The organism is Leisingera sp. CC-HEC093, from assembly GCF_059429195.1.
Genome location: NZ_JCAIJR010000001.1, coordinates 2243660 through 2267380 on the forward strand (window position 1 = coordinate 2243660; position 23721 = coordinate 2267380).

A 23721-nucleotide genomic window follows, 5' to 3' on the forward strand; every position below is an offset into this window, starting at 1 on the left:
AGGCCCCCCGAAGGGAGCCTGTCTCTAAACCCGGATACGGATGGTTCAGCTCAGCCGTTTCAGCTCAGCGATCAGCACGTCGATGTCGCCCTTGTTGCGGTCCAGGATCGCGCCGATCTCGGTGCGTTCTGTCAGCAGCAGGTTCACACCCTCAATGAACATGTTGAAGAACAGGTCCCGGCCGGAGCGGTCGGAGACCAGGAACGTGACTTCAAACGGCGATTGGCCCTTGAGATAGGCAATCGTGCTCACCTCGTACCACTTCTTCACCCTTTTGACGCCGGTCACCTCCAGCTTTCCGCCGATGAATTCGCGGAAGCGTTTGCCGTACTTGCGCGAAATGTAGCCCTGAAACGCCTTGGAGAAGGCCTTTTTCTGGGCTGAAGACGCCCGGCGTCCGTCTGCACCAAGCGCGTAGGCCGCGATGTAAGAGGTGTCGCTGTAGCGCTGGAAGATCCGCTCGAAGTCGCGGAACATCGCGCTTTCGCCCTTGCCGGATGCGATCACCCGGTTGATGTCGCCGATCAGCCTGTTGATCAGCGTGCTGGCGCTGCTCTCGGTCAGCGCCCACAGAGCCTGGGGAACTGCGGCCAGTGCTGCAGCGCCAGCGGCAAGCCCGGTCAGAAATTTGCGGCGGTTCATGTTTAGAATCCTTCCGTGTTCAGTTCGAACGGGTCGATTTCCTGGATTTCGGCGCCGTCCCCCAGCTCGAACCGGCGGTTCTGCAGGTAGATCAGCCGCGATTGCGCGTAGCTGTCGGCGCTCTCGTAAAGAATCGAGTCGATCGTGTCGGAATAGTTGCCACGATCGCCCATGCGGCGCACGATCTCGGCGTAGATGGTGATGTTATCGGCTGTATTCTGCTGGGCATATCCCAGCGGGTTGGTGAAAAAGTCGACGGCCACACCCACCGCATCGCGGCTGGTGGACGGGCCGAGCAGGGGCAGTTCCACATAGGCACCTTCGCCAACGCCCCATTTGTGCAGCGTTTCCCCGAAATCGGTATCGACCGCGGGGACCTTAAATTCGCTCGCCGGGTCGGCGAGACCTGCAAAGCCCACGGTTGAGTTGATCACGAAGCGCGAAAACGCGTTGCCTGCTGTTTTCAGGTCGCCCTGCAGCAGCGCGTTGACCATCTGTCCCGGCATAGACAGGTTTTCTGCAAAATAAGAGAAGCTGGTCACCATCGGCGCCGGCACGATCGCTACATAGCTTTTGGAGGCCGGGCGGAATGCGATACGGTCGACGCCGCGGTTGAAGGCGTGAATGGAGCGGTTGGTCCCTTCATAAGGATCAAAAACCTCACCAGTAGCGCGCGCAACCGGATCCTGTGTGGCGCAGCCTGCGGCGAAAACCGCCAGCAGCAGTGCGGGTACAAATTTAAACGGTCGCAACATGAAGGGCATTCGGGTAATAGTCCAATTGGTACTGAATCAGGCGCGTCCGAGAGCAGATATGGATTCTCACGCCGATTTCCAGTCTGATTACATTTTTCTACCTGCTTGTGCCACAGCTGGTAAAATTCCCGCCCTGACCTGAAGCCAACGAACCATTATTGCAGTCTGACAATGAATAAAAGCTTTTATAAGAACGGCTATGAGGAACTGCGCCAGGTGCGGCAGCAGAGCCGCGGCCTGTACTGGTTTACGGGGATTTTCAGTTTCTTCGTCAATCTGCTGATGCTGACCGGGCCGTTGTATATGATGCAGGTCTATGACCGTGTGCTGGGCAGCCGGTCAGAGGCGACGCTGCTGGCACTGTCGCTGCTGGTGGTGTTTCTCTATGGCATGATGGGGATTCTGGACTATGCCCGCGGCCGGATCATGGCGCGGGTGGGGGCGCGGTTTCAGTCAGCCCTCGATAAACGGGTGTTTGACGCGGCAATCCGCCGATCCGCAGTGGCGCAGGACCCGGTGGCGCAGACCGGTCTTTCCGACCTGGAAGCGGTGCAGAGGCTGATTGCCTCGCCGGTGCTGACAGCTGCTTTTGACCTGCCATGGACGCCGGTGTTTCTGGCAGGCATCGCGCTGTTTCATCCCTGGCTCGGCCTGCTGGCGCTTGGCGGCGGTGCGGTACTGGTGCTGATTGCCGTGCTGAACCAAGTGTTCACGCGGGTGCCGGTGCAAAGGGCCAACATGACCAGCCACAAGGCCGGTCTGATGTCCGAAGAGATCCGCAATGAGGCGGAGATGATCCAGTCTATGGGCATGCGCGGGGCCTCGTTCGCGCGCTGGAAACGGGCCCGCGATGAGGCGCTGACCGAAAATGTCACGGCCAACGACACCGGCGGCGGCTTCACCACGCTGACCAAGACGCTGCGGCTGTTCCTGCAATCGGCAATGCTGGGTCTGGGCGCTTATCTTGTTCTGCAGGGTGAAGTGACGCCGGGGGCGATGATTGCGGGGTCCATCCTGATGGGGCGGGCGCTGGCGCCGATCGAACTGGGGCTGGGCCAATGGGTGGTGGTGCAGCGGGCGCTGAAGGGCTGGCACAGCCTGGCCGAGCTGCTGGACAAGGTGCCGGAAGAAGCCGCGCGCACAGAGCTGCCCAAACCGAAGGCGCTCTTGGAGGTGCAGGGGCTGGCCATTGTGCCGCCGGGCAGCAGCACGCCGCTGCTGCGCAATGTGAATTTCCGGGTTCAGCCGGGCCAGGCGATCGGGGTGATCGGGCCTTCCGGGTCCGGCAAGTCAACTTTGGCGCGGGCGCTGACCGGCGTTTGGCGGCCGACGGCCGGTACTGTCCGGCTGGATGGTGCGACGCTGGACCAGTACGCGCCGGATGTGCTGGGCGGCCATATCGGGTATCTGCCGCAGCGGGTGCAGGTGTTCGATGGCACCATCGCCCAGAACATCGCCCGGCTCAATCAGATGCCGGATGCGGAAAAAGTGGTGGACTCTGCCCGCAAAGCCGCCGCGCATGAGATGATCCTGAAACTGCCCGAAGGCTATGACACCCGCGTCAATGCCACCGGCGGGCGGCTGTCGGGCGGCCAGATGCAGCGGGTCGGGCTGGCCCGGGCGCTGTTTGACGATCCGGTGATCGTGATCCTGGATGAGCCGAATTCCAACCTCGACAACGAAGGGTCGATTGCGCTGAACACGGCGATCAAGCAGATCAAGGCGGAAGGCCGTTCCGTGCTGATCATGGCGCACCGTCCGGCGGCGATCCAGGAATGCGACATGCTGCTGGTGATCGACAAGGGCACCCAGACGGCCTTTGGCCCCAAGGATAAGGTGTTGCAGGAAATGGTCGCCAACCATCAGAACATCCGCCAGGCCACTGGCACAGGAGGTGTGAGATGACGGTGCAAGACAACTGGCCTGCACGGCGGCAGCTGACCCTCGGCCTGATTGCGCTCTTGGTGCTGGTGGGCGGTTTTGGCACCTGGTCGGTGATGTCGTCGATTTCCGGCGCGGTGGTCGCAACGGGGCGGATCGAAGTCGACCGCAACCGTCAGGTGGTGCAGCATTTGGACGGCGGCATCGTTGACGAAATCCTAGTGGATGAGGGCGATACGGTGGCTGAAGGCGCGACGCTGATCCGGTTGGATGCGAACGAGCTGACCTCGCAGCTGGTGATCACCGAAGGCCAGCTGTTTGAGCTGATGGCGCGGCGCGGCCGGCTGGAGGCGGAACGGGACGAGGCGGCAGAAATCTCTTTCGACCCGGAATTGCTGACCGCGGGGGAAACCCAGCCGGACGTCAAGGATCTGGTCGAGGGGCAGCGGCGCCTGTTCAAGGCCCGCAGGGAAACCACCGCGCGCGAGATTGAGCAGCTGGAGAAGCGCCGGGTGCAGATCGAAGAGCAGATCCGCGGCATCCAGGCGCAGCAGAACTCTCTGAAAGTGCAGCTGGACCTGATCGGCGAGGAACTGGGCAACCAGCAGTCGCTCCTGGACCGCGGTCTGGCGCAGGCGGCGACGGTGCTGAACCTGCGCCGCACGCAGGCCAGCCTGGATGGCCAGCTTGGGGAACTGGTGGCCGCAGAAGCGCAGGCTGAGGGCCGCATAACAGAGATTGAAATCGAGATCCTGAAACTTGGCACCGGCCAGCGTGAGGAGGCGATCACGCAGTTGCGCGACCTGCGCTATCAGGAGCTGGAGCTGGCTGAGACCCGCCGCTCGCTGCGGCAGCGGCTTGAACGTCTGGATATTACCGCGCCGGTCTCGGGCATTGTCTACGGCCTGCAGGTGCAAACCCCGCGTTCGGTGATCCGGCCGGCCGATCCGGTGCTGTACCTGGTGCCGCAAGACCGGCCGCTGGTGATTGCCGCGCAGGTGGCGCCGACGGATATCGACCAGCTTTACACGGGGCAGGAAGTGACCCTGCGGTTTTCGGCGCTGGATCAGCGCAGCACCCCGGAATTGTTTGGCCATGTGACCCAGGTCTCGGCGGATGCGTTCGAGGATGAGGGCAGCGGGGTCTCTTATTACCGGGCGGAGATCGAGCTCGACCCGGGAGAGCAGGACCGGCTGCCTGCAGGCACGGTGCTGATTCCGGGGATGCCGGTGGAAAGCTATATCCGCACCGCCGACCGCTCGCCGCTGGCCTATCTGGTCAAGCCGCTGGCGGATTATTTCAACAAGGCCTTCCGCGAAAGCTGACGGGGCCGATTCCCTTGCCGGAAACCGGATTTGCGCACAGTGCAGGACCGAAGGCCGGAAAGGCGTGCGCAGGCTTCGTATTTTCTCTTTCCGAAATCTGCTGCTGCGGGTAGCGTCCCGGCCAGCAAAGACTCGGAGGAATGCGCCATGAGCATCGAAGCAAAACTGAAAGAGCTGGGGGTAGCCCTGCCCGACGCGCCGGCACCGGCGGCGAATTATGTGCCTTATGTTGTCGCAGGCGACATGGTTTACATCTCCGGCCAGATTTCGGCGGATGAAAACGGCCTCATCACCGGCACTTTGGGCGCTGACATGGATGTCGACGCGGGCCAAGCGGCTGCCAAGCGCTGCGCAATTGCGCTGCTGGCACAGCTGAAGGCCGCCTGCGGCGGTGATCTGGAGCGTCTGGTCCGTGTTGTGAAACTGGGTGCCTTTGTCAATTCGACCGCTGATTTCACCCAGCAGCCGCAGGTGGTGAACGGTGCCTCCGACTTCCTGGTTGAAGCGCTGGGCGGCATCGGGCGCCATGCGCGCTCTGCTGTCAGCTCGCCCTCGCTGCCGCTGGGCGTTGCAGTTGAAATCGACGGCGTGTTCCAGATCAAATGAAGCCGTCTCTGCCTGCCGCCTTTCTGACCGTTCCGCTGGCCCATCGTGCGCTGCACGACATTACGGATGGGCGTCCGGAAAACAGCCGTGCTGCCATCAGGGCGGCCTTGGCGGCGGGGTATGGGATCGAGATCGACCTGCAGCTGTCCCAGGACGGCTGCGCTATGGTTTTTCACGATTATGACCTCGACCGGCTCGCCGAGGGCTCTGGTCCGGTCAGGGCGCAGACACGGGCAGAGCTGGGCGCCATCCCGCTGAAGGGCGGCGACGGCGAGGGCATCCCGGACCTGGCGGAGGTGCTGGAGCTGGTGGCGGGCCAGGTGCCGCTGCTGATTGAGCTAAAGGATCAGCAGGGCGAAATGGGCATTACCGGCGGCGTACTGGAACGGGCAACGGCAGAGGCGCTGAAGGGCTACAACGGCCCGGTGGCGCTGATGTCCTTTAACCCGAATTCGGTGGCGGAACTGGGGCGGCTGGTGCCGGACACGGCCCGCGGCATCACCACCAGCGCCTATGAGCCGTCGGACTGGCCGGAGCTGCCCAAGGCGGTTTGCGATGATCTGCGCGGTATTCCGGATTTCGAACGCACCGGTTCCAGCTTCATCAGCCACGAGGTGAGCGATCTGGCCCGGCCGCGGGTGCAGGCATTGCGCAGCGCAGGCGTGCCGGTGCTGTGCTGGACCGTCAGATCGGCAGCTGAGGAAGCCGCGGCGCGGGCTCTTGCCGCCAATGTTACATTTGAACGCTACCTTTCGCCGCTAACATCTTGATCGCGCTGGACCACACCCCACATCTTTGAAGCGGTGCGGAGGAATTGCATGTCTCAGGCGCAAATCGAAGTCCGGGTGCTGGCGTCGCTGTCGCAGATCACGGCAGAGGAGTGGGATGCTTGTGCCTGCCCGGAAGCAGCGGATGGCGGGCGCCCGCTGGATCCGTTCACCACTTACCGGTTTCTAAGCGCATTGGAGAACAGCGGATCAGTCGGACCAGGCACCGGCTGGCAGCCGCAGTATCTGACCGCCTATCAGGATAGCCGCCTGATCGCCTGTGCCCCGCTCTATGCCAAGGGGCACAGCCAAGGCGAATACATCTTTGACCACAATTGGGCGCACGCGTATGAGCAGGCGGGGGGGCATTATTACCCCAAGCTGCAGATCGCAGTGCCGTTCACCCCTGCCACCGGCCGCCGGTTCCTGGTGCGCCCCGGGTACGACGGTATCGGCCATTCGGCGCTGTTGCAGGGCGCGGTGCAGCTGGCGGCGGATAACAATCTGTCGTCGCTGCATGTAACCTTTTGCAGCCAGGACGAGGCCCGGATGGGCGAGGAGATGGGGCTGATGCCCCGTGCCACCCAGCAGTTCCATTGGCTGAACGATGGCTATTCAGATTTCGAAGCCTTCATGCGGGCGCTGTCCTCGCGCAAGCGCAAGAACATCCGCAAGGAGCGGATGCAGGCGCAGTGCTTTGGCGGTGACATCCGTGTGTACCGGGGTGATGATCTGCTCCCGGAGCATTGGGATGCCTTCTGGGAGTTCTATCAGGACACCGGTGCGCGCAAATGGGGATCGCCGTATCTGACCCGGCAGTTCTTTGACATCGCGCACCGCACGATGGCGGACGACATCGCGCTGATTCTGGCGGAGCGCAACGGGAGCTATGTTGCAGGCGCGCTGAATTTCATTGGCCGGCAAACGCTTTATGGCCGCTACTGGGGTTGCGCCGAACAGCACCCCTGCCTGCATTTCGAGCTGTGTTACTATCAGGCCATAGAGCTGACGATTGCCCTGGGCCTTGACCGGGCGGAAGCCGGCGCACAGGGTGAACACAAGCTTGCACGCGGCTACATGCCGTGCCAGACACACAGCTTGCACTGGATCGGCGATCCCGGGTTTGCCGGGGCCGTCGGACGCTACCTCGAGGCTGAGCGGGCCGCCACCGAGGAAGAGATTGAAATCCTGACCGATTACGGCCCGTTCCGCAAAGCCCATGTGGAGGAACAAGAATGACGGAAAAACTGTCCGACGCCACCCGCGGCCCGCTGCTGGAGCCGCTGTTTGCCACCGGCTGGGAGATGGTGGAAGGCCGCGATGCTATCACCAAGACCTTCAAGTTCGGTAATTTCGCTGATGCGTTCGGCTGGATGACCCGCGCTGCAATCTGGGCCGAAAAGTGGAACCACCACCCGGAGTGGAGCAACGTCTACAACCGGGTGACGGTGGTTCTGACAACCCATGATGTCGACGGGATCAGCGCCCAGGACGCCAAGCTGGCGCGCAAGATGGACGGGCTGTTCGGCGAGCCGCAGGACTGATCGGAGCGGCCTGAAGGATAGGTCAGCAAAACTGTCCAAATGTTTCGCGCGCGAAACATTCCGGCAGCCTTGCTGACCTGATTTTTTACGAAATATTAGGGAGTTGCGCCTGCGCCCGCCTGGTATGGCAGGCGCAAGCAGGGCTTTGGTTCAGCCCATCGAGTCCAGCAGGCCCTCGCCGGCTGACAGTTCGCACTGGCCGGGGTTTTCTTCTTTGTTGAGAACCTTGACCTCGCCGTCTTCCACCAGCATCGCGTAGCGCAGCGAACGGCCGATCAGGCCCGCGGCAGGGGCGTCCAGGCGCATCCCAAGGGCTTCGGTAAAGGTGCATTCGGCGTCCGACAGCATTGTGATCCCGGCCTCGGTGGCGCCGGTGTTGTCGCCCCAGATCGACATGACAAAGGGATCGTTGCCAGCCAGGCAGATGATTTCATCGACCCCCTTGGCGGCGAACTGATCCTTGGTTCGGATAAAGCTGGGCACATGGGCGGAATGGCAGGTGCTGGTAAAGGCGCCGGGCACCGCGAACAGCACAACTTTCCGCCCCTTCAGCTTGTCTGCCAGTTGCACCTGTTCAGGGCCATTCTCCCCAATCCGTGTCAGTGTCGCGTCCGGCAGCTGGTCTCCAACAGAAATCATTGCACGTTCCTCTTTCTCCTGATTGCGTTTTGGGGCCCCGGGTATATAGGGTCCGGTGAAAGCGTGACGGGAACTATTGCGGGAGGCAAGGGGATATGTCCCATATCGTCGTGATTGGAGCGGGGCAGGCAGGATCCTCGCTGGTGGCAAAGCTGCGCAAGGACGGGTTTGACGGGGAGGTCACCCTGATCGGCGCAGAAGAGGTGCTGCCCTACCAGCGCCCGCCTTTGTCCAAGGCCTACCTGCTGGGCGAGATGGAGCTGGAGCGGCTGTTCCTGCGGCCCGAGAGATTCTATGCGGAAAACAATATCACCCTGAAACTGGGCCAGCGCGTTACCGCGATCGACCCGGCGGCCAAAACGGTGTCTCTGGGCGATGAGGTGATCTCCTACGATCAGCTGGCGCTGACCACCGGCTCTGACCCGCGCCGGCTGCCAGCCGCGATCGGCGGCGATCTGGATGGCGTTCACGTGGTGCGCGGGCTGCGTGACGTGGATGCAATGGCGCCCAATGTGACCGAAGGCAAGCGCGCGCTGATCGTCGGTGGCGGCTATATCGGGCTGGAGGCGGCAGCTGTCTGCGCCAAACGCGGTGTGCAGGTGACGCTGGTTGAGATGGCAGACCGCATTCTGCAGCGTGTTGCAGCGCCGGAGACTTCTGATTTCTTCCGCCGTCTGCACACTGGCCACGGGGTGGACATCCGCGAAGGTGTCGGCCTGGAGCGGCTGGAAGGCGAAGGCGGCACAGTGACACGCGCTGTGCTGAGCGGCGGCGAAGTGCTGGACGTGGATTTCGTCGTGGTCGGCGTCGGTATCACGCCGTCCTCGCAACTGGCGGAGATGGCCGAGCTGGAGCTGGACAACGGCATCAAGGTCGATGCCAAGGGGCGCACTTCGGATGCCTCGATCTGGTCGGCGGGCGACTGCGCGTCCTTCCCGTTCCAGGGCAATCGGATCCGTCTGGAAAGCGTGCCCAATGCCATCGATCAGGCCGAGGTGGTGGCGCAAAACATGCTGGGCGCGGAAAAGGATTACATCGCAACACCCTGGTTCTGGTCGGATCAGTATGACGTCAAGCTGCAGATCGCGGGTCTGAACACCGGTTACGACAATGTCGTCACCCGCCAGGGCGAGGGCAGCCAGGTCTCATTCTGGTACTACAAGGGCGACCAGCTGGTGGCGGTGGACGCGATGAACGACCCGCGCGCCTATATGGTGGCAAAACGGCTGATCGATGCGGGCAAGACCGCCGACAAGGCGGTTGCCGGCGATCCTGCTGCCGATCTGAAGCCGCTGCTGAAAGCGTGAGGATCATCGCCGGAGACTTCCGCGGCCGGGCTTTGGCCGCGGTGGGCAAGGGGGACGCGGGCGCCCACCTGCGGCCCACCACAGACCGGGTGCGCGAAAGCCTGTTCAACGTTCTGATGCATACCGGCGCCATTCCTGGTGCCCGGGTGCTGGATCTGTTTGCCGGCACCGGCGCGCTGGGGCTGGAGGCGCTGTCGCGCGGTGCGGCGGAGGCGGTGTTCGTCGATGATGGCCGGGTGTCCACTGGCCTGATCCGCAAGAACATCGCCATCTGCCGGGCAGAGGAGCGTTGCACAATCGCGCGCCGCGACGCGCTGAAGCTGGGGCAGAACCCGGATGCGCCCTATGATCTGATCTTTCTGGATCCGCCTTATGGCAAAGGGCTGGGAGAGAAGGCGCTGGCCACAGCCGCGGCAGGCGGCTGGGTGGCGGATGACGCGCTGGTGGTCTGGGAGGAAAACACCCCGATGGCCGCGCCGGACGGGTTTGAATTGCACGACAGCCGCAAGTACGGAGATACGCATATTGCCCTGATGTGGCGCCAAGAGGACAGTCAGCCGTAGGCGCAGCGTCACTCTCCATTTGTTTGAATTTCCATTTGCAAGATCAACCACTGCCCTGGAAGCTGCAAACAAGCGTCACGAAGTGCTGGTTGGCTTGGCAAAGAAGAAACGCCGCAAGTTCTGAACAAAACGGCATTGCTTTCACCAAAGATGCAGGGGGTCTCTCCTGCATCTTTGGTTTTACGGTCCGGCTTCGTGCCGCGGCTATGCGCAGGGCGGAATTGCGGCAGGGGAAAAAGCGCTCTAAGCCTTGTGGGGACGACTGGAATATTCCCTCGATTGGCCGCCGCACATGCCCAAGACATTCCCGACCCCGAAACTGGTGATTTTCGACTGCGACGGCGTGCTGGTGGACAGCGAGCCGGCTTCGAATCAGGCGATGACAGATAACCTGGCCCGCTATGGGTTGCCCCTGACAACGGGGCAGTCGATGCAGTATTTTATGGGCAGCACCATGGACGGCGTAATGGAAAAGGCCCGCGGCCTGGGGGCGCAACTGCCGGAAAACTGGATCGATGAAATCTGTACCGAAACGTTTTCCCGGCTGAAGCTGGGCGTGCCGCTGACGCCTGGTATTCCTGACTTGCTGGCGCGGCTGGATGCACATGGCATTTCGGTCTGCGTTGCCTCCAACGGCAGCGAGGACAAGATGCGGATCACCCTGGGCCAGCACGGGCTATGGCAGCGGTTTCACCCGAACGCGGTATTTTCGGCCCCTTCGCTGGGTGTTGCCAAGCCGGAACCGGGGCTGTTTCTGGCAGCGGCCAGCCATTTCGGCGTGCAGGCCCGGGACTGCCTGGTGATTGAGGACAGCGGCAGCGGTGTCACCGCTGCCGTGCGCGCGGGCATGCGCTGTCTTGCCTATGCGCCGCAAGGCGGCGGCAAAAAGCTTGCCGCTCTGGGGGCGGAAGTGTTCAGCGATATGGCGGAAGTGCCCGCGCTTTTGTCGATCTGAGGCGTCTGTGGTACTGTTTTGGGCATGGAACAGATCCTGCGCAGACCGTTCCTGCAGCCTCCGCAAGATGCAGACACCGGAACCCGGCCCAAACCAAAACCGGTGCGGGCACCGCTGTTCATTCAGGATGCGGTGACACCTTGGGGCGATGAAACCTTGTTTCTGGCCCTTTGGCGGCTGCAGGAGGCAGAGGGCCATGACGACGCAAAATCCTGACGGAAACCGGCCTTCTTCTGGCTGAAAATATCCCGGGGGTGCGGGGGCCGGCCCCCGCTTCCTTGCTGGCTGCCTATCCGTAAGTCGGGTGGAACTTCCCGGTCGGCGACAGGGTGAAAATCTCCGCCCCGTCTGCAGTGACCCCGATCGAATGCTCGAACTGCGCCGACAGCGACTTGTCGCGGGTGACGGCGGTCCACTCATCGGCCAGGATCTTGGTCTCTGGACGGCCCAGGTTGATCATGGGTTCGATGGTAAAGAACATGCCTTCCTCCAGCTTGGGGCCAGTGCCGGGGCGGCCGTAGTGCAGCACGTTGGGCGGCGCGTGGAAGACCTGGCCCAGGCCGTGGCCGCAGAAGTCGCGCACCACGCTCATCCGCTGGCTTTCGGCATAGGTCTGGATCGCGTGGCCGATATCGCCAAAGGTGTTGCCGGGTTTCGCGGCCTCGATCCCCACCATCAGCGAATCATGGGTGACCTGGATCAGCCGCTCTGCCTTGCGGCTGAGCTTTCCCGCCACGAACATGCGCGAGGTGTCGCCGAACCAGCCGTCGACGATCACGGTGACATCGATGTTCAGGATATCGCCGTCTTTCAGCTTCTTGTCGCCGGGGATGCCGTGGCAGACAACGTGGTTCACCGAGATGCAGCTGGCGTGTTGATAGCCCTTGTAGCCGATGGTGGCGGACTTGGCGCCAGCGTCTTCGACCATCCGGGTGATGAGGCGGTCGATCTCACCGGTGGTCTGGCCGGGAAACACATGTGCTGCGGTATCGTCCAGAATGCGCGCGGCAAGCGCCCCCGCCTTGTGCATGCCGGCATAGTCGCCGGCTTCATGAATGCGGATGCCGTCCTTGGTTGTGCGGCCGTCTTTCGATCTCATAAGGCGGAGCTCCATCGCGTATCTTTGCGTAGCTATGTAAGGGGTTCAGGCTGAAAGGGCCAGAGGCAGCTGGCGCCGCAGGCGGGAACTTTTGCCGCTGCTTTGCGTTAGGCCCGCTGAAGGAATACTGCGGCAACACAGAAAGGCATAGCGGCATGGACAGCTTAAGCGACCTGATGAGGACCGAAATCTACGATGGAAAATCCTTGGCGGATCTTGTCACGCTTGAGTTTCTGGCGCAGGTGCTGGGGAATGTCGTTGCTGCGGTTGTCATCCTGCTGGCCGGGTTCATCGTTGCAAGCTGGGCCAAGCGCCGCATCGTTCGTCTGGGTGATACGCACGCCAAACTGGACGACACGTTGTTTCATTTCCTGGGCAACCTGGCGCGCTATGTCATTCTGGCCTTTGCGGTGCTGTTTGTACTGAACACCTTCGGCGTGAAGACAACATCTATTGTGGCGGCCATCGGTGCGGCGGGCCTGGCCATCGGCCTTGCCATGCAGGGGGCGCTGTCCAATGTTGCGGCCGGCGTGATGATCATATTGTTCCGGCCGTTCAAACTTGGCGATTTCATCGAGGTGGACGGCGAAATGGGCACAGTGCACGAGATCACGCTGAACAACACGGTGATTGCCAGCCTGTCCAACCTCAAGGTCATCGTCCCGAATTCCGAGGTCTGGGGCAACACGATCACCAACTACTCGTCCTTTGACACACGCCGGGCCGAATGGACGTTTGGCGTTGGTTACGGCGCCAACCTCGCCACCGCCGAAAAGGTGATCCGCGACACGATCATGGGCGACAGCCGTTCGCATAGCGATCCGGAGCCGTTCATCCAGGTGAATGAGCTGAACAGCAGCTCGGTCGACTTCCTGGTGCGTGTCTGGGTCGATGCCGCGGACTACTTCCAGTACCAGGCCGACATGAAGCGCAAGGTGAAGGAGGCGCTGGATGCTGCCGGGGTCGACATTCCGTTCCCGACCCGCACGCTGATCCAGGCCGAGCCGGAGGGCGAGGAAAAGGATGCACGCGGGCAAGTGGAACAGGCGGCCTGATCCGCTGCCCGGTCCGGGCCGTCAGCCTGCCGCGAGCGGCCCGGCAACCTGAACACCCCGCGGTGTGATCCGCGTTCCAAGCACCAGCCGCTCCACCCCGGCGGCCTGGGCGCTGGCAAAGGCGCCGGCATAGGCCGGGTCGATATCCGCGGCCAGCTGGAAGCGTTGGCAATCGGTGCGCTGCACCAGGTAGAGCATGACGGCGCGGTGGCCCTGCGCCACCATGTTCGCCAGTTCTCCCAAGTGTTTGGTGCCCCGGGCGGTAACGCTGTCGGGAAATTCGGCCAGCCCGGGCTCGCGCGATAGCGTCACGCTTTTCACCTCCACATAGCAGTCCGGCAGGCCATCCTGTTGCAGCAGGAAATCGATGCGGCTGTTTGTGCCGTATTTCACCTCGGCCCGCACGGTTTTGTAGGACCGCAGTTCCGCCACCTCTCCGCTCTCGAGGGCTGCGCGCAGGGCGCGGTTTGGCACCGAGGTGTCAACGCCGGTGAAATGGCCATCCGCATGTTCCACCAGCCGCCAGCCGTATTTCAGCTTTTTCCTCGGATCGTCGTTCGGCTCCAGCCAGACCTTCATGCCGGGGTCCGCCAGCCCCATCATGCTGCCGGGGTTAGCGCAATGGGCGGTGATTTCCCGCCCGTCCTGCAGCAGGCAATCGGCGAGAAAGCGTTTGTAGCGGCGGATTAGCACGGCGGGGATCAGAGGGGTTTCAAAGCGCATGGGCTTAGGCCTATATCTGCCGGGGTGAGGTATCAAGGGAGGAAGATCATGGCCAATCCAACGGCTGCCATGCTGGTCATCGGGGATGAAATCCTGTCGGGCCGCACCCGGGATGCCAATATGCACTATCTGGCGGGGGAGCTGACCAAACACGGCATCGACCTGAAGGAAGTGCGGGTGGTGAGCGACGACGAGGCCGCGATCATCGCCGCGGTGCGGGCGCTGTCCGGCGCTTATGACCATGTGTTCACCAGCGGCGGCATCGGCCCGACCCATGACGACATCACCGCCGATTGCATCGCTAAGGCGTTTGAGGCGCATCTGGACGTTCGGGACGATGCACGGGCGATCCTGCAGGCGCATTACGACACCCAGGGCCTTGAGATGAACGAGGCGCGGCTGCGGATGGCGCGCATACCGGAAGGTGCGGTGCTGATTGACAATCCGGTTTCGGCGGCGCCGGGGTTCACCATCGGCAATGTGCATGTGATGGCGGGGGTGCCGATGATTTTCCAGGCGATGGTGGCGAGCGTGATGCCGACCCTGACCGGCGGCCGCCCGATGCTGTCGCAGACCCTGCGCGTGCAGCGCGGCGAAGGGGAAATCGCGGCTCCGCTGCGCGCTTTGGCAGAGGCTTATGAGGATCTGTCGGTGGGCTGCTACCCGTTTCAGAAAGACGGTGCGTTCGGCGCCAATATCGTGATCCGCGGCACCGATGGCGCGCGCATTGATGCGGCGATGACAGAATTGGCAAGGGAGCTGGAGCAGTGACCACCGATTTCCGTTACTTTGCCGTGACCGAGGCGACATGGCCGCCGGCGTCGCTGCGCGAACTTGGGCCTGTCACCCTGCGCGACGGGCAGGGCGGCGGCAGCCGGGTGTCGGCGGCGACGGTGATTGGCGCCGCCACAGAGGCGGAAATTGCGGCGGCTGAGGAGGCGATGCGGGCCATGGGTCAGGACTGCCTGTTCATGATCCGTGACGGCGAGACGGAACTGGACGCCCGGCTAGAGGCGCGCGGTTATGCGGTGAAGGACCCGGTCAATCTCTGGACCTGCCCGGCGGCGCGGCTGACGGACATTCCAGTGCCCCGCGTCACCGCCTTTTGCGTTTGGGAGCCGCTGGCGATCCAGCGCGAGATCTGGGCGCAGGGCGGTATCGGGCCGGAGCGGCTGGCGGTGATGAGCCGGGTGCAGGGGCCCAAGACGGGGCTGCTGGCCCGCCACAGGGACAAACCGGCTGGTGCTGGTTTCGTGGCGGTGCATGACGGGGTGGCGATGGTGCATGCGCTGGAGATCCTGCCGCATCAGCGCCGGGCCGGCATGGCCGCCTGGATGATGCGCCAGGCGGCATTCTGGGCGCTGGAGAACGGCGCCAGCGAACTGGCAGTGCTGTGCACGAAACGTAACGAGGGGGCCAACGGGCTTTATGCTTCCCTCGGCATGGACTGTGTTGGACAGTACCACTACCGGATTTTGCAATAAGGCGATTGAACGCGATGAGTGACCAGACCCAGCCCACAGCCCTTGACCTGCCTATGGTGGACCCGCTGCCGCCGGAGACGCAGAAGTACTTTGATATCTGTGTCGAAAAACTGGGTTTCGTGCCGAATGTGCTCAAGGCCAATGCCTTTGACATCGCCAAGCTCAACGCATTTACCGCCATGTACAACGATCTGATGCTGGCGGACAGCGGCCTCAGCAAGCTGGAGCGGGAGATGATCGCGGTGGTGGTCTCTGCGATCAACCGCTGCTTCTATTGCCTGGTGGCGCATGGTGCGGCGGTGCGGCAGCTGTCGGGGGATCCGCAGCTGGGGGAAATGCTGGTGATGAACTACCGGGTGGCACCGCTGGACGCGCGTCAGCGTGCGATGCTGGATTTTGCCGCCAAGATGACCACCGCCAGCGCGGAGATCGGGGAGGCGGACCGCCAGGCCCTGCGGGATGCGGGTTTCAGCGACCGGGATATCTGGGATATTGCCAATGTCGCGGGCTTCTTCAACATGTCGAACCGGGTGGCCAGCGCAACCGCGATGGTGCCCAATCCGGAATACCACAGCCAGTGCCGCTAAGACGCTTCATCGCATGTGCTGCCGCAGCTTTGCTGCCAGGGGGGCTGGCTGCGGCGGAGATCACTCTGCCGCCGGATGCGGCGGACATTTCCGAGCGCGCAACGGCGCTGGGGGTTTATCAGCTGCCTACGGGACCCGAAGCAGAGGACACCGTGCCCTCCAAGCGTTTCGAGGGGCTGATTTCGCGCCGCACCTGGCGTGTCGAAGGGAACAGCACAGTGCTGCAGATCCTGGCGCCCTTGCGGGAGCAGCTGACCGGTCAGGGCTATAAAGTGCTGCTGGACTGCGCGGCGCGGGACTGCGGCGGTTTCGGCTTCCGTTTCGGGATCGAGGTGGTGCCGTCGCCGGACATGATGGTGGACATCTCCCGCTATCACTTCCTGTCAGCGGCCAAGGGCGAGGCGGCGGTTTCTGTCTTGGTGTCGCGGGCGGGTGGTGCTGCCTATGTGCAAGTAATCAGCGTTCAGCCGCCGGAGCGCGCGCCAATGGTTGCGAAACCTGCTGTGCAGCACGCGGCTGATCTGGAGCGGCCGGTGGAATTGGCCAAGGTGCTGGAGGTGCGCGGCCACGCGGTGCTGACCGACCTGGTGTTTGACAGCGGTTCCACGCGGCTTCAGGACGGCAGCTATGCCAGCCTGCGCGAGCTTGCCGCTTTCCTGGCGGCAAACCCGAAATACAGGCTGCTGCTGGTCGGCCACACCGACACGGTTGGCTCACAGGAGCAGAACGCCGCCATTTCCGAACGCCGGGCGCAATCGGTGATGGAACGGCTGGCCGGGGCCTATGGTGCCGAGGAGGCCCGGATTGATGTGGCCGGGGCCGGTTACTTGGCCCCGATTGCCAGCAACCAGCTTCCTGAGGGCCGCGAGGCCAACCGGCGGGTAGAGGCGGTGCTGCTCAGCAACTGATCCTGGGCGGGCATCCTTGGGTGAAACATGCCTGCCCCTGCTGATGCCGGGCACGCGCCGCGAAGCGGCGCCCGGCCCAACGGGAACGGGTCAATCTGTGATTGGCGCGGGACGGGCGGGAGCTGTTCTGTCCGCCCAGTCTTATTCACTGCTGCAGTCTCTGCAAAAAAAAGCCCCCGCGAGTAGTGCGGGGGCAGGTCTTCGAGGGAGGTCTTGTTCCGGATCACCGATGAACCGGCTCAGGTGATCCAATCGGACGGGTCGCGGTCGGCAAAGGCCGCAACCAGAAAGTCGATAAAGGCCCGCACCTTGGGCTGAGTGAACTTGCCGGGCGGATAGACGGCATAGATGCCTTGGGTTTCTACCGGCAGGCTGGGCATCACGTCCTCGACCAGCCCTTCCTCCATCGCGGCGGAATACAGGTAGCTGGGCAGGTAGGCGATGCCGAGGCCGGAGATCGCCGCGTTCAGAAGCGATTGCCCGTCATTGACGGACAGCCAGCCGGAGGTGCGCACCTGGCGCTTTTCACCCGAGGGCGCCGTGATCTTCCAGACATTGCCGCTGGACTGGTTGGAATAATGCAGCAGCTTGTGGGTGTTCAGCTCGTCGATCTTCTGCGGGCGGCCGAATTTCTCCAGATACTCCGGCGAGGCGATCATCCGCTTGGTGGTCTCCGTCAGTTTGCGGGCGCGCAAGCTGCTGTCCTCCAGCTCGCCGATACGGACCGCCATGTCGAAACCTTCGGAAATCAGTTCCACATAACGGTTGTTCAGCACCATGTTGACAGTGATGTCCGGGAAGTCGCGCAGGAAGTCCGACAATACCGGTGACAGGTGATTGACGCCGAAATCTGTGGCAACAGATATCCGCAACAGGCCCGAGGGGGCCGATTGCATCGAGGTGACCAGCGCATCCGCCTCACCTGCGTCATTCAGCACCCGGCGGGCACGGTCGTAATAGGCCAGGCCGATCTCAGTCGGGGACACGCGGCGCGTGGTGCGGTTCAGCAGCCGTGCGCCGAGGCGGGTCTCCAGACTGGAGACATGTTTGGAGACGGCGGATTTTGAGATTCCCATCTTCCGCGCCGCATCGGTGAAGCCGCCCTGGTCCACCACATTGGCGAAGGCCTCCATTTCCATCAGTCGATCCATGTGCACCCGTCCTCGCATATCCTGTTGCCCTGAAGGTGGCTGGGAAATCGGGCAAGATCGGGGCGGAGGTGGGATAATTGCGAGGTTTTGCGGCGATCGTTTGCACTGTGGAAACGGCGGGCCGGAATCGGGGCCGGGCAGTGCGAGGGGGTTAATGAATCCTTAAAGCGCAAACTTGATTGCGAGTATCCACAGGGGCAGGGTTACCGCGCTGAGCAGTGTGGATTGCGCAATAAGTGTGGCAGCGAGTGCCCGGTCTGCACCAAAGGCCGAAGCCAGCACATGCGCCGCGGACGCGGTGGGCAATGCCGCGAACAGGACCAGCACCGCTGCAAAGCCGGAATCAGTCCCCATCAGCAGGCAGGCGGCCAGCACGATGGCCGGCACCAGCACCAGCCGGACCAGGCAGAGATAGCCGTTGAACAGGTCGAGCCGGGCCAGCGCCTGCCAGTTCATGGTGGCGCCGATCGACAGCAAAGCAATCGGGATCGCGGCATGGGCCAGCATTTCGGCCGGTGCCAGGATCGGGGCGGGGATCGTGTAACCCGACAGACCAACCGCGACACCGGCAACTGAGGCCAGTAGAAAAGGGTTGAGCGCGATTTTCACAAAAGTCTCGTGCAGCGAAAGGCTGCCGCCACGGGACAGGGCCGTAACTGCCATTACATTGGCCACCGGCACCGCCATGCCTATGGCAACGGCCATTTGACCGGTCAGCTCTGCGCCGGCCGACGGCAGCGCGACAAAAGCTATGGCGGTATTAAAGCGCCAGGCAGTTTGCCAGGCACCGGCAAAATCGAGGAACTTCTCCGGTCCGAACCGGCGTGCCAGCAACCCGAGACCAAGCGCCAAGGCCAGAATGCTGCAAACCGCGGGGCCAATGCGCCCCAAGTCGGAGATGGCAATGGGGCGGCCGCTGGCGGCAAAGAACAGCAGCGCTGGGAATAAAACTTCGAAGTTCAGCTTGTCGAGGCCCTGCCACGCTTGCGGTGAGAGCCGCCCGCGCACGAGGCCGCCAAGGGCCACCATCAGAAAGCTGGGGGTTAAACCCATAAGGATGACTGCAAATACCACTGGTGCCCTCGCCTCGCGGTTCGGGAACAACACTGCCGCCAGGGGCTGTTGCAAGCAAGCGGAACGCGGCTCGCCGTCTTGGCATTCTGTGAAGGTTACGCAAAAGTGTGCAAGTTCCGCAGCCGCAGGGATTGCTGCCGCTGGACCAACGCCTAGCTTTACTCTGATAGCTGAACAGATTGCTGGAGAAATCGTTATGAAGCTTTTGCTTGCCGCCGCCGCTGCTGTCTTGTCCTTGACCGCGCCGCTTGGGGCGCAGGAACGCACCCCGTCGAACCCTGATGCGCGGGTGTACTTCGTCAATCTTGAGGATGGCGACACCGTCAGCTCACCGGTGACTGTTGTCTTCGGCCTGTCCGGCATGGGGGTGGCCCCGGCAGGCACAGAAAAGGAACTAACCGGGCATCACCACCTGCTGATCGACCGGCCGGCCATCGGCGAGGGTGAGGACGGTGCGGACGAGCTGCTGTATGGTTTGCCTGCGGATGAACACCATGTGCATTTCGGCGGCGGTCAGACCGAGACCACCATTGAGCTGGCGCCAGGACGGCACACGCTTCAGCTGGTGCTGGGCGACGCCGGCCACGTGCCGCATGAATCGCCTGTGGTGTCCGAGGTGATTACCATCAACGTGGAGTGACACTTCGGTCCACGGCGAAGCGTCCGTTGGCTGACGCAGGCTAGGCAGGAGGTCCTGAACAATCAAAGGACCTCATATGCTGACCTGCATCATCCGCTATCATATCGATCCCGCCAAGAAGGCGCAGTTCGAACAATATGCCCGCAACTGGGGTGAGGCGATCCCGCGCTGCGGGGCTGATCTGGTCGGTTACTTCGCGCCGCATGAGGGGTCCTCAACTTTGGCATACGGGATCTATAACGTGGACAGCCTGGCGGAGTATGAGGCCTACCGCGGCCGGCTGGCGGCAGATCCGCTGGGGCGCGAGAACTATGAATTTGCCCAGAAGGAACGGTTTTTACTGCGTGAAGACCGGACCTGGCTGAAGCTGGCCTCAGCCCCGCATGGCGGCAGATAGGAGACCTCCCGCATGATTGCCGTTATCTTTGAAGTTGAGATCGCTGAGGGGCAGAAGGATGCCTATCTGGAAATCGCGGCGGAGCTGCGCGAGCTGCTGGAGCAGGTGGATGGCTTTATTTCCGTCGAGCGGTTCCAGAGCCTGAGCGCTCCGGACAAGCTGCTGTCTCTGTCCTTTTGGCGGGACGAGGCGGCGGTACAACGCTGGCGCCAGTTGGCGGAACACCGCGTGGCGCAGGCAAAGGGCCGGGCGGGCATCTTTGCGGACTACAGGCTGCGCGTGGCCGGTGTGATCCGCGACTATGGCATGGAAGCGCGGGCGGAGGCCCCGGCGGACAGCGCGGCGGCGCATGGCTGAAGTCCCGCGCAAAGCGCGGCACCCGGTCCAATTGCGGACCGGGCCCGTCAGAACTTTCAACTGCAGGCGGGAGGGCCTGTGTCTCTTTAGAGGCTGGCGGCGAGGCGGGTGCCCTGGTTGATGGCGCGTTTGGCATCCAGTTCCGCGGCCACATCAGCGCCGCCGATCACATGGGCAGTGATACCGCGCCCGGCCAGATCATCAGCCAGAGACCGTTCGGAGACCTGGCCTGAGCAGAGCACGATGGTGTCCGCCTGGATCACCTTCGGGTTTTCACGGGCTTCGCCAAAGCTCACATGCAGGCCTTCATCGTCGATCCGCTCGTAGTTTACGCCGCCGACGAATTCCACGTCCTTCATCTTGAGCGTTGCCCGGTGAATCCAGCCGGTGGTCTTGCCCAGCCGCTTGCCATGGCGTTCGGCCTTGCGCTGCAGCAGGGTCACCTGGCGGGCCGGGGCTGCGGGCTGCGGGCCCTCGGGGGCGAGCCCCGCGCGGTGCTCTGCCGGGTCAGCCACGCCCCATTCCTTCATCCAGGCGGGCAGGTCGGTTGCCGGGCTATGCCCCTCTTCCAGCAGGTATTCGGAGACGTCAAAGCCGATACCGCCTGCGCCGATCACGGCTACTTTTTGGCCCACTGGTTTCTTGTGGCGCAGCACGTCGATGTAGCTGAGCACGTTGTCGCGGTCCTGGCCTGGGATAGCTGGATCGCGGGGCGTGACGCCCGTGGCGATTATCACCTCGTCGAAGGCGGTCAGATCCTCCGCCGCGGCCTCACGGCCCAGTTCCAGGGTAATGCCGGCGTCTGCCACCATGACCCGGTACCAATCAACCAGGCCCCAGAATTCCTCCTTGCCCGGTACCTGCTTGGCCATGTTGAGCTGGCCGCCGATTTCGTCCGCGCGGTCGAACAGCGTCACCTTATGGCCGCGCTGGGCGGCGGTGAGCGCGGTGGCAAGGCCCGCAGGGCCAGCGCCGACGATGGCCACGGACTTAGGCGTCTCTGCGGGTTTGATCACCAGCTCGGTCTCGTGACAGGCGCGCGGATTGACCAGGCAGGATGTCAGCTTGCCGCTGAATGTGTGGTCCAGGCAGGCCTGGTTGCAGGCGATGCAGGGGGCGATTTGCTCAGCCTGCCCGGCTGCGGCCTTGGATACGAAATCCGCGTCAGCCAGCATCGGGCGCGCCATAGACACCATGTCGGCGCATCCATCCGACAGCACCTCTTCGGCCACTTCCGGCGTGTTGATGCGGTTCGAGGTGATCACCGGAATGCCGACCTTGCCCATCAGCTTCTTGGTGACCCAGGCAAAGGCCGCGCGGGGAACCGAGGTGGCGATAGTGGGAATGCGCGCTTCGTGCCAGCCGATGCCGGTGTTGAGGATGCTGGCGCCGGCCTTTTCAATTTCCTGTGCCAGCTGCACGACTTCTTCGTGGGTGGAGCCATTGGGCACCAGATCGATCATCGACAGACGGTAGATGATGATGAAATCGCGGCCTACGGCCTCGCGGGTGCGGCGCACGACCTCAATCGGCAGCCGCATCCGGTTCTCATAGGAGCCGCCCCAGCGGTCGGTGCGCTTGTTGGTGTGGGTGACCAGGAACTGGTTGAGAAAGTAGCCCTCGCTCCCCATGATTTCGACGCCGTCATAGCCTGCCTCCTGCGCCAGCCGGGCGGCGTTCACGATGTCGGCGATCTGCTTTTCGATACCGTCCTCGTCCAGTTCATGCGGCGGGAAAGGAGAGATCGGCGATTTCACCGGGCTGGGGGCAACGCATTTTGGGCCATAGGCATAGCGGCCCGCGTGCAGGATCTGCATGGCGATCCTGCCTCCGGCCTCATGCACCCGGTTTGTCACCACGCGGTGGTTTTCCACGTCCTTGGCCGTGGTCATCATGGAGGCGCCCGGCAGCACCGAGCCTTCCAGGTTCGGGCCGATCCCGCCGGTCACCATCAGCGCCACACCACCACGGGCGCGCGCGGCATAGAATTCAGCAACGCGGTTCCAGTCGCCGGTTTCCTCCAGCCCGGTGTGCATCGAGCCCATGAGCACCCGGTTCTTGAGTGTGGTAAAGCCCAGATCCAGCGGGGCAAGCAGATTGGGGTACGCAGTCATCTTGAAACTCTCCCTGGCAGTTGCCCCTAGGATCAGGGGGCGGGGGCTGCTTGTCACGGGCAAACGCCGCGTCACCCCCTTGCGTGCCCCGGCGGCAAGCGGTCTAAGGTCGGGAAAACCCATGCCGAGGAGAGCCTGATGACGCCGGAAGAGATTGCCAAGCTGCCCTATCGCCCCAATGTCGGCGTGATGCTGATCAATGCCGAGGGTGCGGTGTTTGTCGGTCAGCGCAAGGACCGATACAAGGACGCCTGGCAGATGCCGCAGGGCGGGATCGACGCGGGCGAGGAGCCACGGATCGCGGCGCTGCGCGAACTGGAGGAAGAAACCGGTGTGGCACCGGAGCTGGTGGAGATCATCGCCGAAAGCGACGGCTGGCTGCCCTATGACCTACCGCATGACGTAGTGTCCAGCTTCTGGGGTGGCAAGTACCGCGGGCAAGAGCAGAAATGGTACCTGATGCGGTTTCTCGGCACGGATGATCAAGTGAATATCGAGACTGATGATCCGGAGTTCTCGGCCTGGTGCTGGCAGCCGGTGGAGAGTCTGGTGGAAAAGATCGTACCGTTCAAACGCGAGGTCTACGCGCGGGTGGTGGCAGAGTTCCGGGAGTATTTGTGAGATGGATTTGCGAGCCTTGTTCCGACCCGCCAGAGCCGGTGCTGCCCTGACTGCGTGTATTCTGGCGAGTGCTGCCGGCCCTGCAGCTGCCCTCAGCTGTCTGCCCTGGGGACCTGCGGATGCCTACCTGCATGCCGCGAGCTCGGACAGCGTCTATAACGTCATTGCGGGTGAACTGAGATTTGACGAAAACCTGCTGCCGCAGCCCCATTCGGACAATCCCAATGATACCCCGCCGCTGGCCCGCATTCCGGCGCAACTCTCAGGTAAGCTTCTGGACGGAAAGTATTTCTCAACCCGGGTCAGTGTGCACACGGTGATTGAAGTGGAGTGCCTTGGGCCCTGGTGCGGCGGAATGAAGTCCGGTGCAGACTATGTGGTCTTTGCGGAGCAGCGCGGGCAGGAGCTGGTGGTCCGGGCCAATGCCTGCGGCGGGTTTGCCTTTGATGACACGTCCGAAGTGCGGCGGAAGGTGCTGGATTGCCACCGCGGCAAGGCCTGTGAACCGGCCGCGCCGCGGTGATGCA

General features: G+C 62.9%; 28 protein-coding genes. 20 read left to right on the forward strand and 8 right to left on the reverse strand.

The genetic code is table 11. The features are described from left to right. Positions 1 to 45 precede the first annotated feature (45 nt). The gene (locus tag AC5STB_RS10790; protein WP_495442831.1) at positions 46 to 642 is read right to left on the reverse strand and encodes an MlaC/ttg2D family ABC transporter substrate-binding protein; all 597 of its coding nucleotides are present in this window, start codon (positions 640 to 642) and stop codon (positions 46 to 48) included. Positions 643 to 644: 2 nt separating this feature from the next. Further along, complete coding sequence (locus tag AC5STB_RS10795) at positions 645 to 1406, reverse strand: MlaA family lipoprotein (protein ID WP_495442832.1); 762 nt, start codon at positions 1404 to 1406, stop codon at positions 645 to 647. Positions 1407 to 1568: 162 nt separating this feature from the next. Here AC5STB_RS10795 and AC5STB_RS10800 point away from each other — a divergent pair, with 162 nt between their 5' ends. From AC5STB_RS10800 to AC5STB_RS10825, 6 genes are all read left to right on the forward strand, one after another. Beyond that, positions 1569 to 3302 carry a type I secretion system permease/ATPase gene (locus tag AC5STB_RS10800; protein ID WP_495442833.1) on the forward strand — a complete coding sequence of 578 codons (1734 nt, stop codon included), beginning with the start codon at positions 1569 to 1571 and terminating at the stop codon, positions 3300 to 3302. Then, the gene (locus AC5STB_RS10805) at positions 3299 to 4603 is read left to right on the forward strand and encodes an HlyD family type I secretion periplasmic adaptor subunit (protein ID WP_495442834.1); all 1305 of its coding nucleotides are present in this window, start codon (positions 3299 to 3301) and stop codon (positions 4601 to 4603) included. The genes AC5STB_RS10800 and AC5STB_RS10805 overlap by 4 nt, the downstream gene beginning before the upstream one ends. Positions 4604 to 4750: 147 nt before the next feature. Then, the gene (locus AC5STB_RS10810; RefSeq protein WP_495442835.1) at positions 4751 to 5209 is read left to right on the forward strand and encodes a RidA family protein; all 459 of its coding nucleotides are present in this window, start codon (positions 4751 to 4753) and stop codon (positions 5207 to 5209) included. Next, positions 5206 to 5979 carry a glycerophosphodiester phosphodiesterase family protein gene (locus tag AC5STB_RS10815; RefSeq protein ID WP_495442836.1) on the forward strand — a complete coding sequence of 258 codons (774 nt, stop codon included), beginning with the start codon at positions 5206 to 5208 and terminating at the stop codon, positions 5977 to 5979. The genes AC5STB_RS10810 and AC5STB_RS10815 overlap by 4 nt, the downstream gene beginning before the upstream one ends. A 48-nt stretch (positions 5980 to 6027) precedes the next feature. Then, positions 6028 to 7215, forward strand: a complete 1188-nt coding sequence (locus AC5STB_RS10820) for a GNAT family N-acetyltransferase (RefSeq protein WP_495442837.1) — start codon at positions 6028 to 6030, stop codon at positions 7213 to 7215. Further along, entirely contained in the window at positions 7212 to 7520 is a 309-nt protein-coding gene (locus tag AC5STB_RS10825; RefSeq protein ID WP_495442838.1) for a 4a-hydroxytetrahydrobiopterin dehydratase, read from the forward strand. Before AC5STB_RS10820 ends, AC5STB_RS10825 begins: the two co-directional genes overlap by 4 nt. A 150-nt stretch (positions 7521 to 7670) precedes the next feature. On the opposite strand, the gene AC5STB_RS10830 is transcribed toward AC5STB_RS10825, so the two are convergent. Then, a complete protein-coding gene (locus tag AC5STB_RS10830; RefSeq protein WP_495442839.1) occupies positions 7671 to 8159 on the reverse strand; it encodes a peroxiredoxin in 489 nt (162 codons plus the stop codon). 95 nt (positions 8160 to 8254) lie between these two features. Between AC5STB_RS10830 and AC5STB_RS10835 the strand changes: the two genes are divergently transcribed. From AC5STB_RS10835 to AC5STB_RS10850, 4 genes are all read left to right on the forward strand, one after another. Beyond that, a complete protein-coding gene (locus AC5STB_RS10835; protein WP_495442840.1) occupies positions 8255 to 9466 on the forward strand; it encodes an NAD(P)/FAD-dependent oxidoreductase in 1212 nt (403 codons plus the stop codon). Further along, on the forward strand, positions 9463 to 10029 hold the full coding sequence (gene rsmD, locus AC5STB_RS10840; RefSeq protein ID WP_495442841.1) for a 16S rRNA (guanine(966)-N(2))-methyltransferase RsmD: 567 nt from the start codon (positions 9463 to 9465) through the stop codon (positions 10027 to 10029). The genes AC5STB_RS10835 and rsmD overlap by 4 nt, the downstream gene beginning before the upstream one ends. Before the next feature lie 292 nt (positions 10030 to 10321). Then, positions 10322 to 10984, forward strand: coding sequence for an HAD family hydrolase (locus tag AC5STB_RS10845; protein WP_495442842.1), 663 nt, complete (start codon positions 10322 to 10324; stop codon positions 10982 to 10984). Between the two features lie 24 nt (positions 10985 to 11008). Further along, a complete protein-coding gene (locus AC5STB_RS10850) occupies positions 11009 to 11200 on the forward strand; it encodes a hypothetical protein (RefSeq protein WP_495442843.1) in 192 nt (63 codons plus the stop codon). A 73-nt stretch (positions 11201 to 11273) separates the two neighbouring features. On the opposite strand, the gene map is transcribed toward AC5STB_RS10850, so the two are convergent. Further along, positions 11274 to 12083: a type I methionyl aminopeptidase gene (map, locus tag AC5STB_RS10855; protein WP_495442844.1), complete on the reverse strand. Its 810-nt coding sequence runs from the start codon at positions 12081 to 12083 to the stop codon at positions 11274 to 11276. Positions 12084 to 12238: 155 nt separating this feature from the next. On the opposite strand from map, the gene AC5STB_RS10860 reads away from it, so the two are divergent. Continuing rightward, positions 12239 to 13138, forward strand: a complete 900-nt coding sequence (locus AC5STB_RS10860) for a mechanosensitive ion channel family protein (RefSeq protein ID WP_495442845.1) — start codon at positions 12239 to 12241, stop codon at positions 13136 to 13138. A gap of 21 nt (positions 13139 to 13159) precedes the next feature. Here the strand turns inward: AC5STB_RS10860 and sfsA are convergent, their stop codons facing one another. Beyond that, positions 13160 to 13861, reverse strand: coding sequence for a DNA/RNA nuclease SfsA (sfsA, locus tag AC5STB_RS10865; protein WP_495442846.1), 702 nt, complete (start codon positions 13859 to 13861; stop codon positions 13160 to 13162). A 48-nt stretch (positions 13862 to 13909) separates the two neighbouring features. On the opposite strand from sfsA, the gene AC5STB_RS10870 reads away from it, so the two are divergent. The 4 genes from AC5STB_RS10870 to AC5STB_RS10885 are packed head-to-tail and all read left to right on the forward strand — an operon-like array spanning position 13910 to position 16840. Beyond that, positions 13910 to 14632, forward strand: coding sequence for a competence/damage-inducible protein A (locus tag AC5STB_RS10870; RefSeq protein WP_495442847.1), 723 nt, complete (start codon positions 13910 to 13912; stop codon positions 14630 to 14632). Continuing rightward, positions 14629 to 15345: a GNAT family N-acetyltransferase gene (locus AC5STB_RS10875; protein ID WP_495442848.1), complete on the forward strand. Its 717-nt coding sequence runs from the start codon at positions 14629 to 14631 to the stop codon at positions 15343 to 15345. Before AC5STB_RS10870 ends, AC5STB_RS10875 begins: the two co-directional genes overlap by 4 nt. A 14-nt stretch (positions 15346 to 15359) precedes the next feature. Continuing rightward, positions 15360 to 15932 carry a peroxidase-related enzyme gene (locus AC5STB_RS10880; RefSeq protein WP_495442849.1) on the forward strand — a complete coding sequence of 191 codons (573 nt, stop codon included), beginning with the start codon at positions 15360 to 15362 and terminating at the stop codon, positions 15930 to 15932. Continuing rightward, entirely contained in the window at positions 15923 to 16840 is a 918-nt protein-coding gene (locus tag AC5STB_RS10885) for an OmpA family protein (protein WP_495442850.1), read from the forward strand. Before AC5STB_RS10880 ends, AC5STB_RS10885 begins: the two co-directional genes overlap by 10 nt. 239 nt (positions 16841 to 17079) lie before the next feature. Here the strand turns inward: AC5STB_RS10885 and AC5STB_RS10890 are convergent, their stop codons facing one another. Further along, positions 17080 to 17991, reverse strand: a complete 912-nt coding sequence (locus AC5STB_RS10890) for a LysR family transcriptional regulator (RefSeq protein WP_495442851.1) — start codon at positions 17989 to 17991, stop codon at positions 17080 to 17082. A gap of 162 nt (positions 17992 to 18153) precedes the next feature. Further along, positions 18154 to 19044: an AEC family transporter gene (locus AC5STB_RS10895; RefSeq protein ID WP_495442852.1), complete on the reverse strand. Its 891-nt coding sequence runs from the start codon at positions 19042 to 19044 to the stop codon at positions 18154 to 18156. A 217-nt stretch (positions 19045 to 19261) separates the two neighbouring features. On the opposite strand from AC5STB_RS10895, the gene AC5STB_RS10900 reads away from it, so the two are divergent. From AC5STB_RS10900 to AC5STB_RS10910, 3 genes are all read left to right on the forward strand, one after another. Then, complete coding sequence (locus AC5STB_RS10900; protein ID WP_495442853.1) at positions 19262 to 19705, forward strand: DUF4399 domain-containing protein; 444 nt, start codon at positions 19262 to 19264, stop codon at positions 19703 to 19705. A gap of 76 nt (positions 19706 to 19781) precedes the next feature. After that, positions 19782 to 20102, forward strand: coding sequence for an NIPSNAP family protein (locus AC5STB_RS10905; protein WP_495442854.1), 321 nt, complete (start codon positions 19782 to 19784; stop codon positions 20100 to 20102). A gap of 12 nt (positions 20103 to 20114) precedes the next feature. Beyond that, complete coding sequence (locus AC5STB_RS10910) at positions 20115 to 20459, forward strand: antibiotic biosynthesis monooxygenase family protein (RefSeq protein ID WP_495442855.1); 345 nt, start codon at positions 20115 to 20117, stop codon at positions 20457 to 20459. An 86-nt stretch (positions 20460 to 20545) separates the two neighbouring features. Here the strand turns inward: AC5STB_RS10910 and AC5STB_RS10915 are convergent, their stop codons facing one another. Then, positions 20546 to 22573: an FAD-dependent oxidoreductase gene (locus tag AC5STB_RS10915; protein WP_495442856.1), complete on the reverse strand. Its 2028-nt coding sequence runs from the start codon at positions 22571 to 22573 to the stop codon at positions 20546 to 20548. Between the two features lie 138 nt (positions 22574 to 22711). On the opposite strand from AC5STB_RS10915, the gene AC5STB_RS10920 reads away from it, so the two are divergent. Both AC5STB_RS10920 and AC5STB_RS10925 read left to right on the forward strand, forming a co-directional pair. Next, entirely contained in the window at positions 22712 to 23194 is a 483-nt protein-coding gene (locus AC5STB_RS10920; RefSeq protein ID WP_495442857.1) for an RNA pyrophosphohydrolase, read from the forward strand. A 16-nt stretch (positions 23195 to 23210) separates the two neighbouring features. Further along, the gene (locus AC5STB_RS10925; RefSeq protein WP_495442858.1) at positions 23211 to 23717 is read left to right on the forward strand and encodes a hypothetical protein; all 507 of its coding nucleotides are present in this window, start codon (positions 23211 to 23213) and stop codon (positions 23715 to 23717) included. The last annotated feature ends 4 nt before the right edge of the window (positions 23718 to 23721 follow it).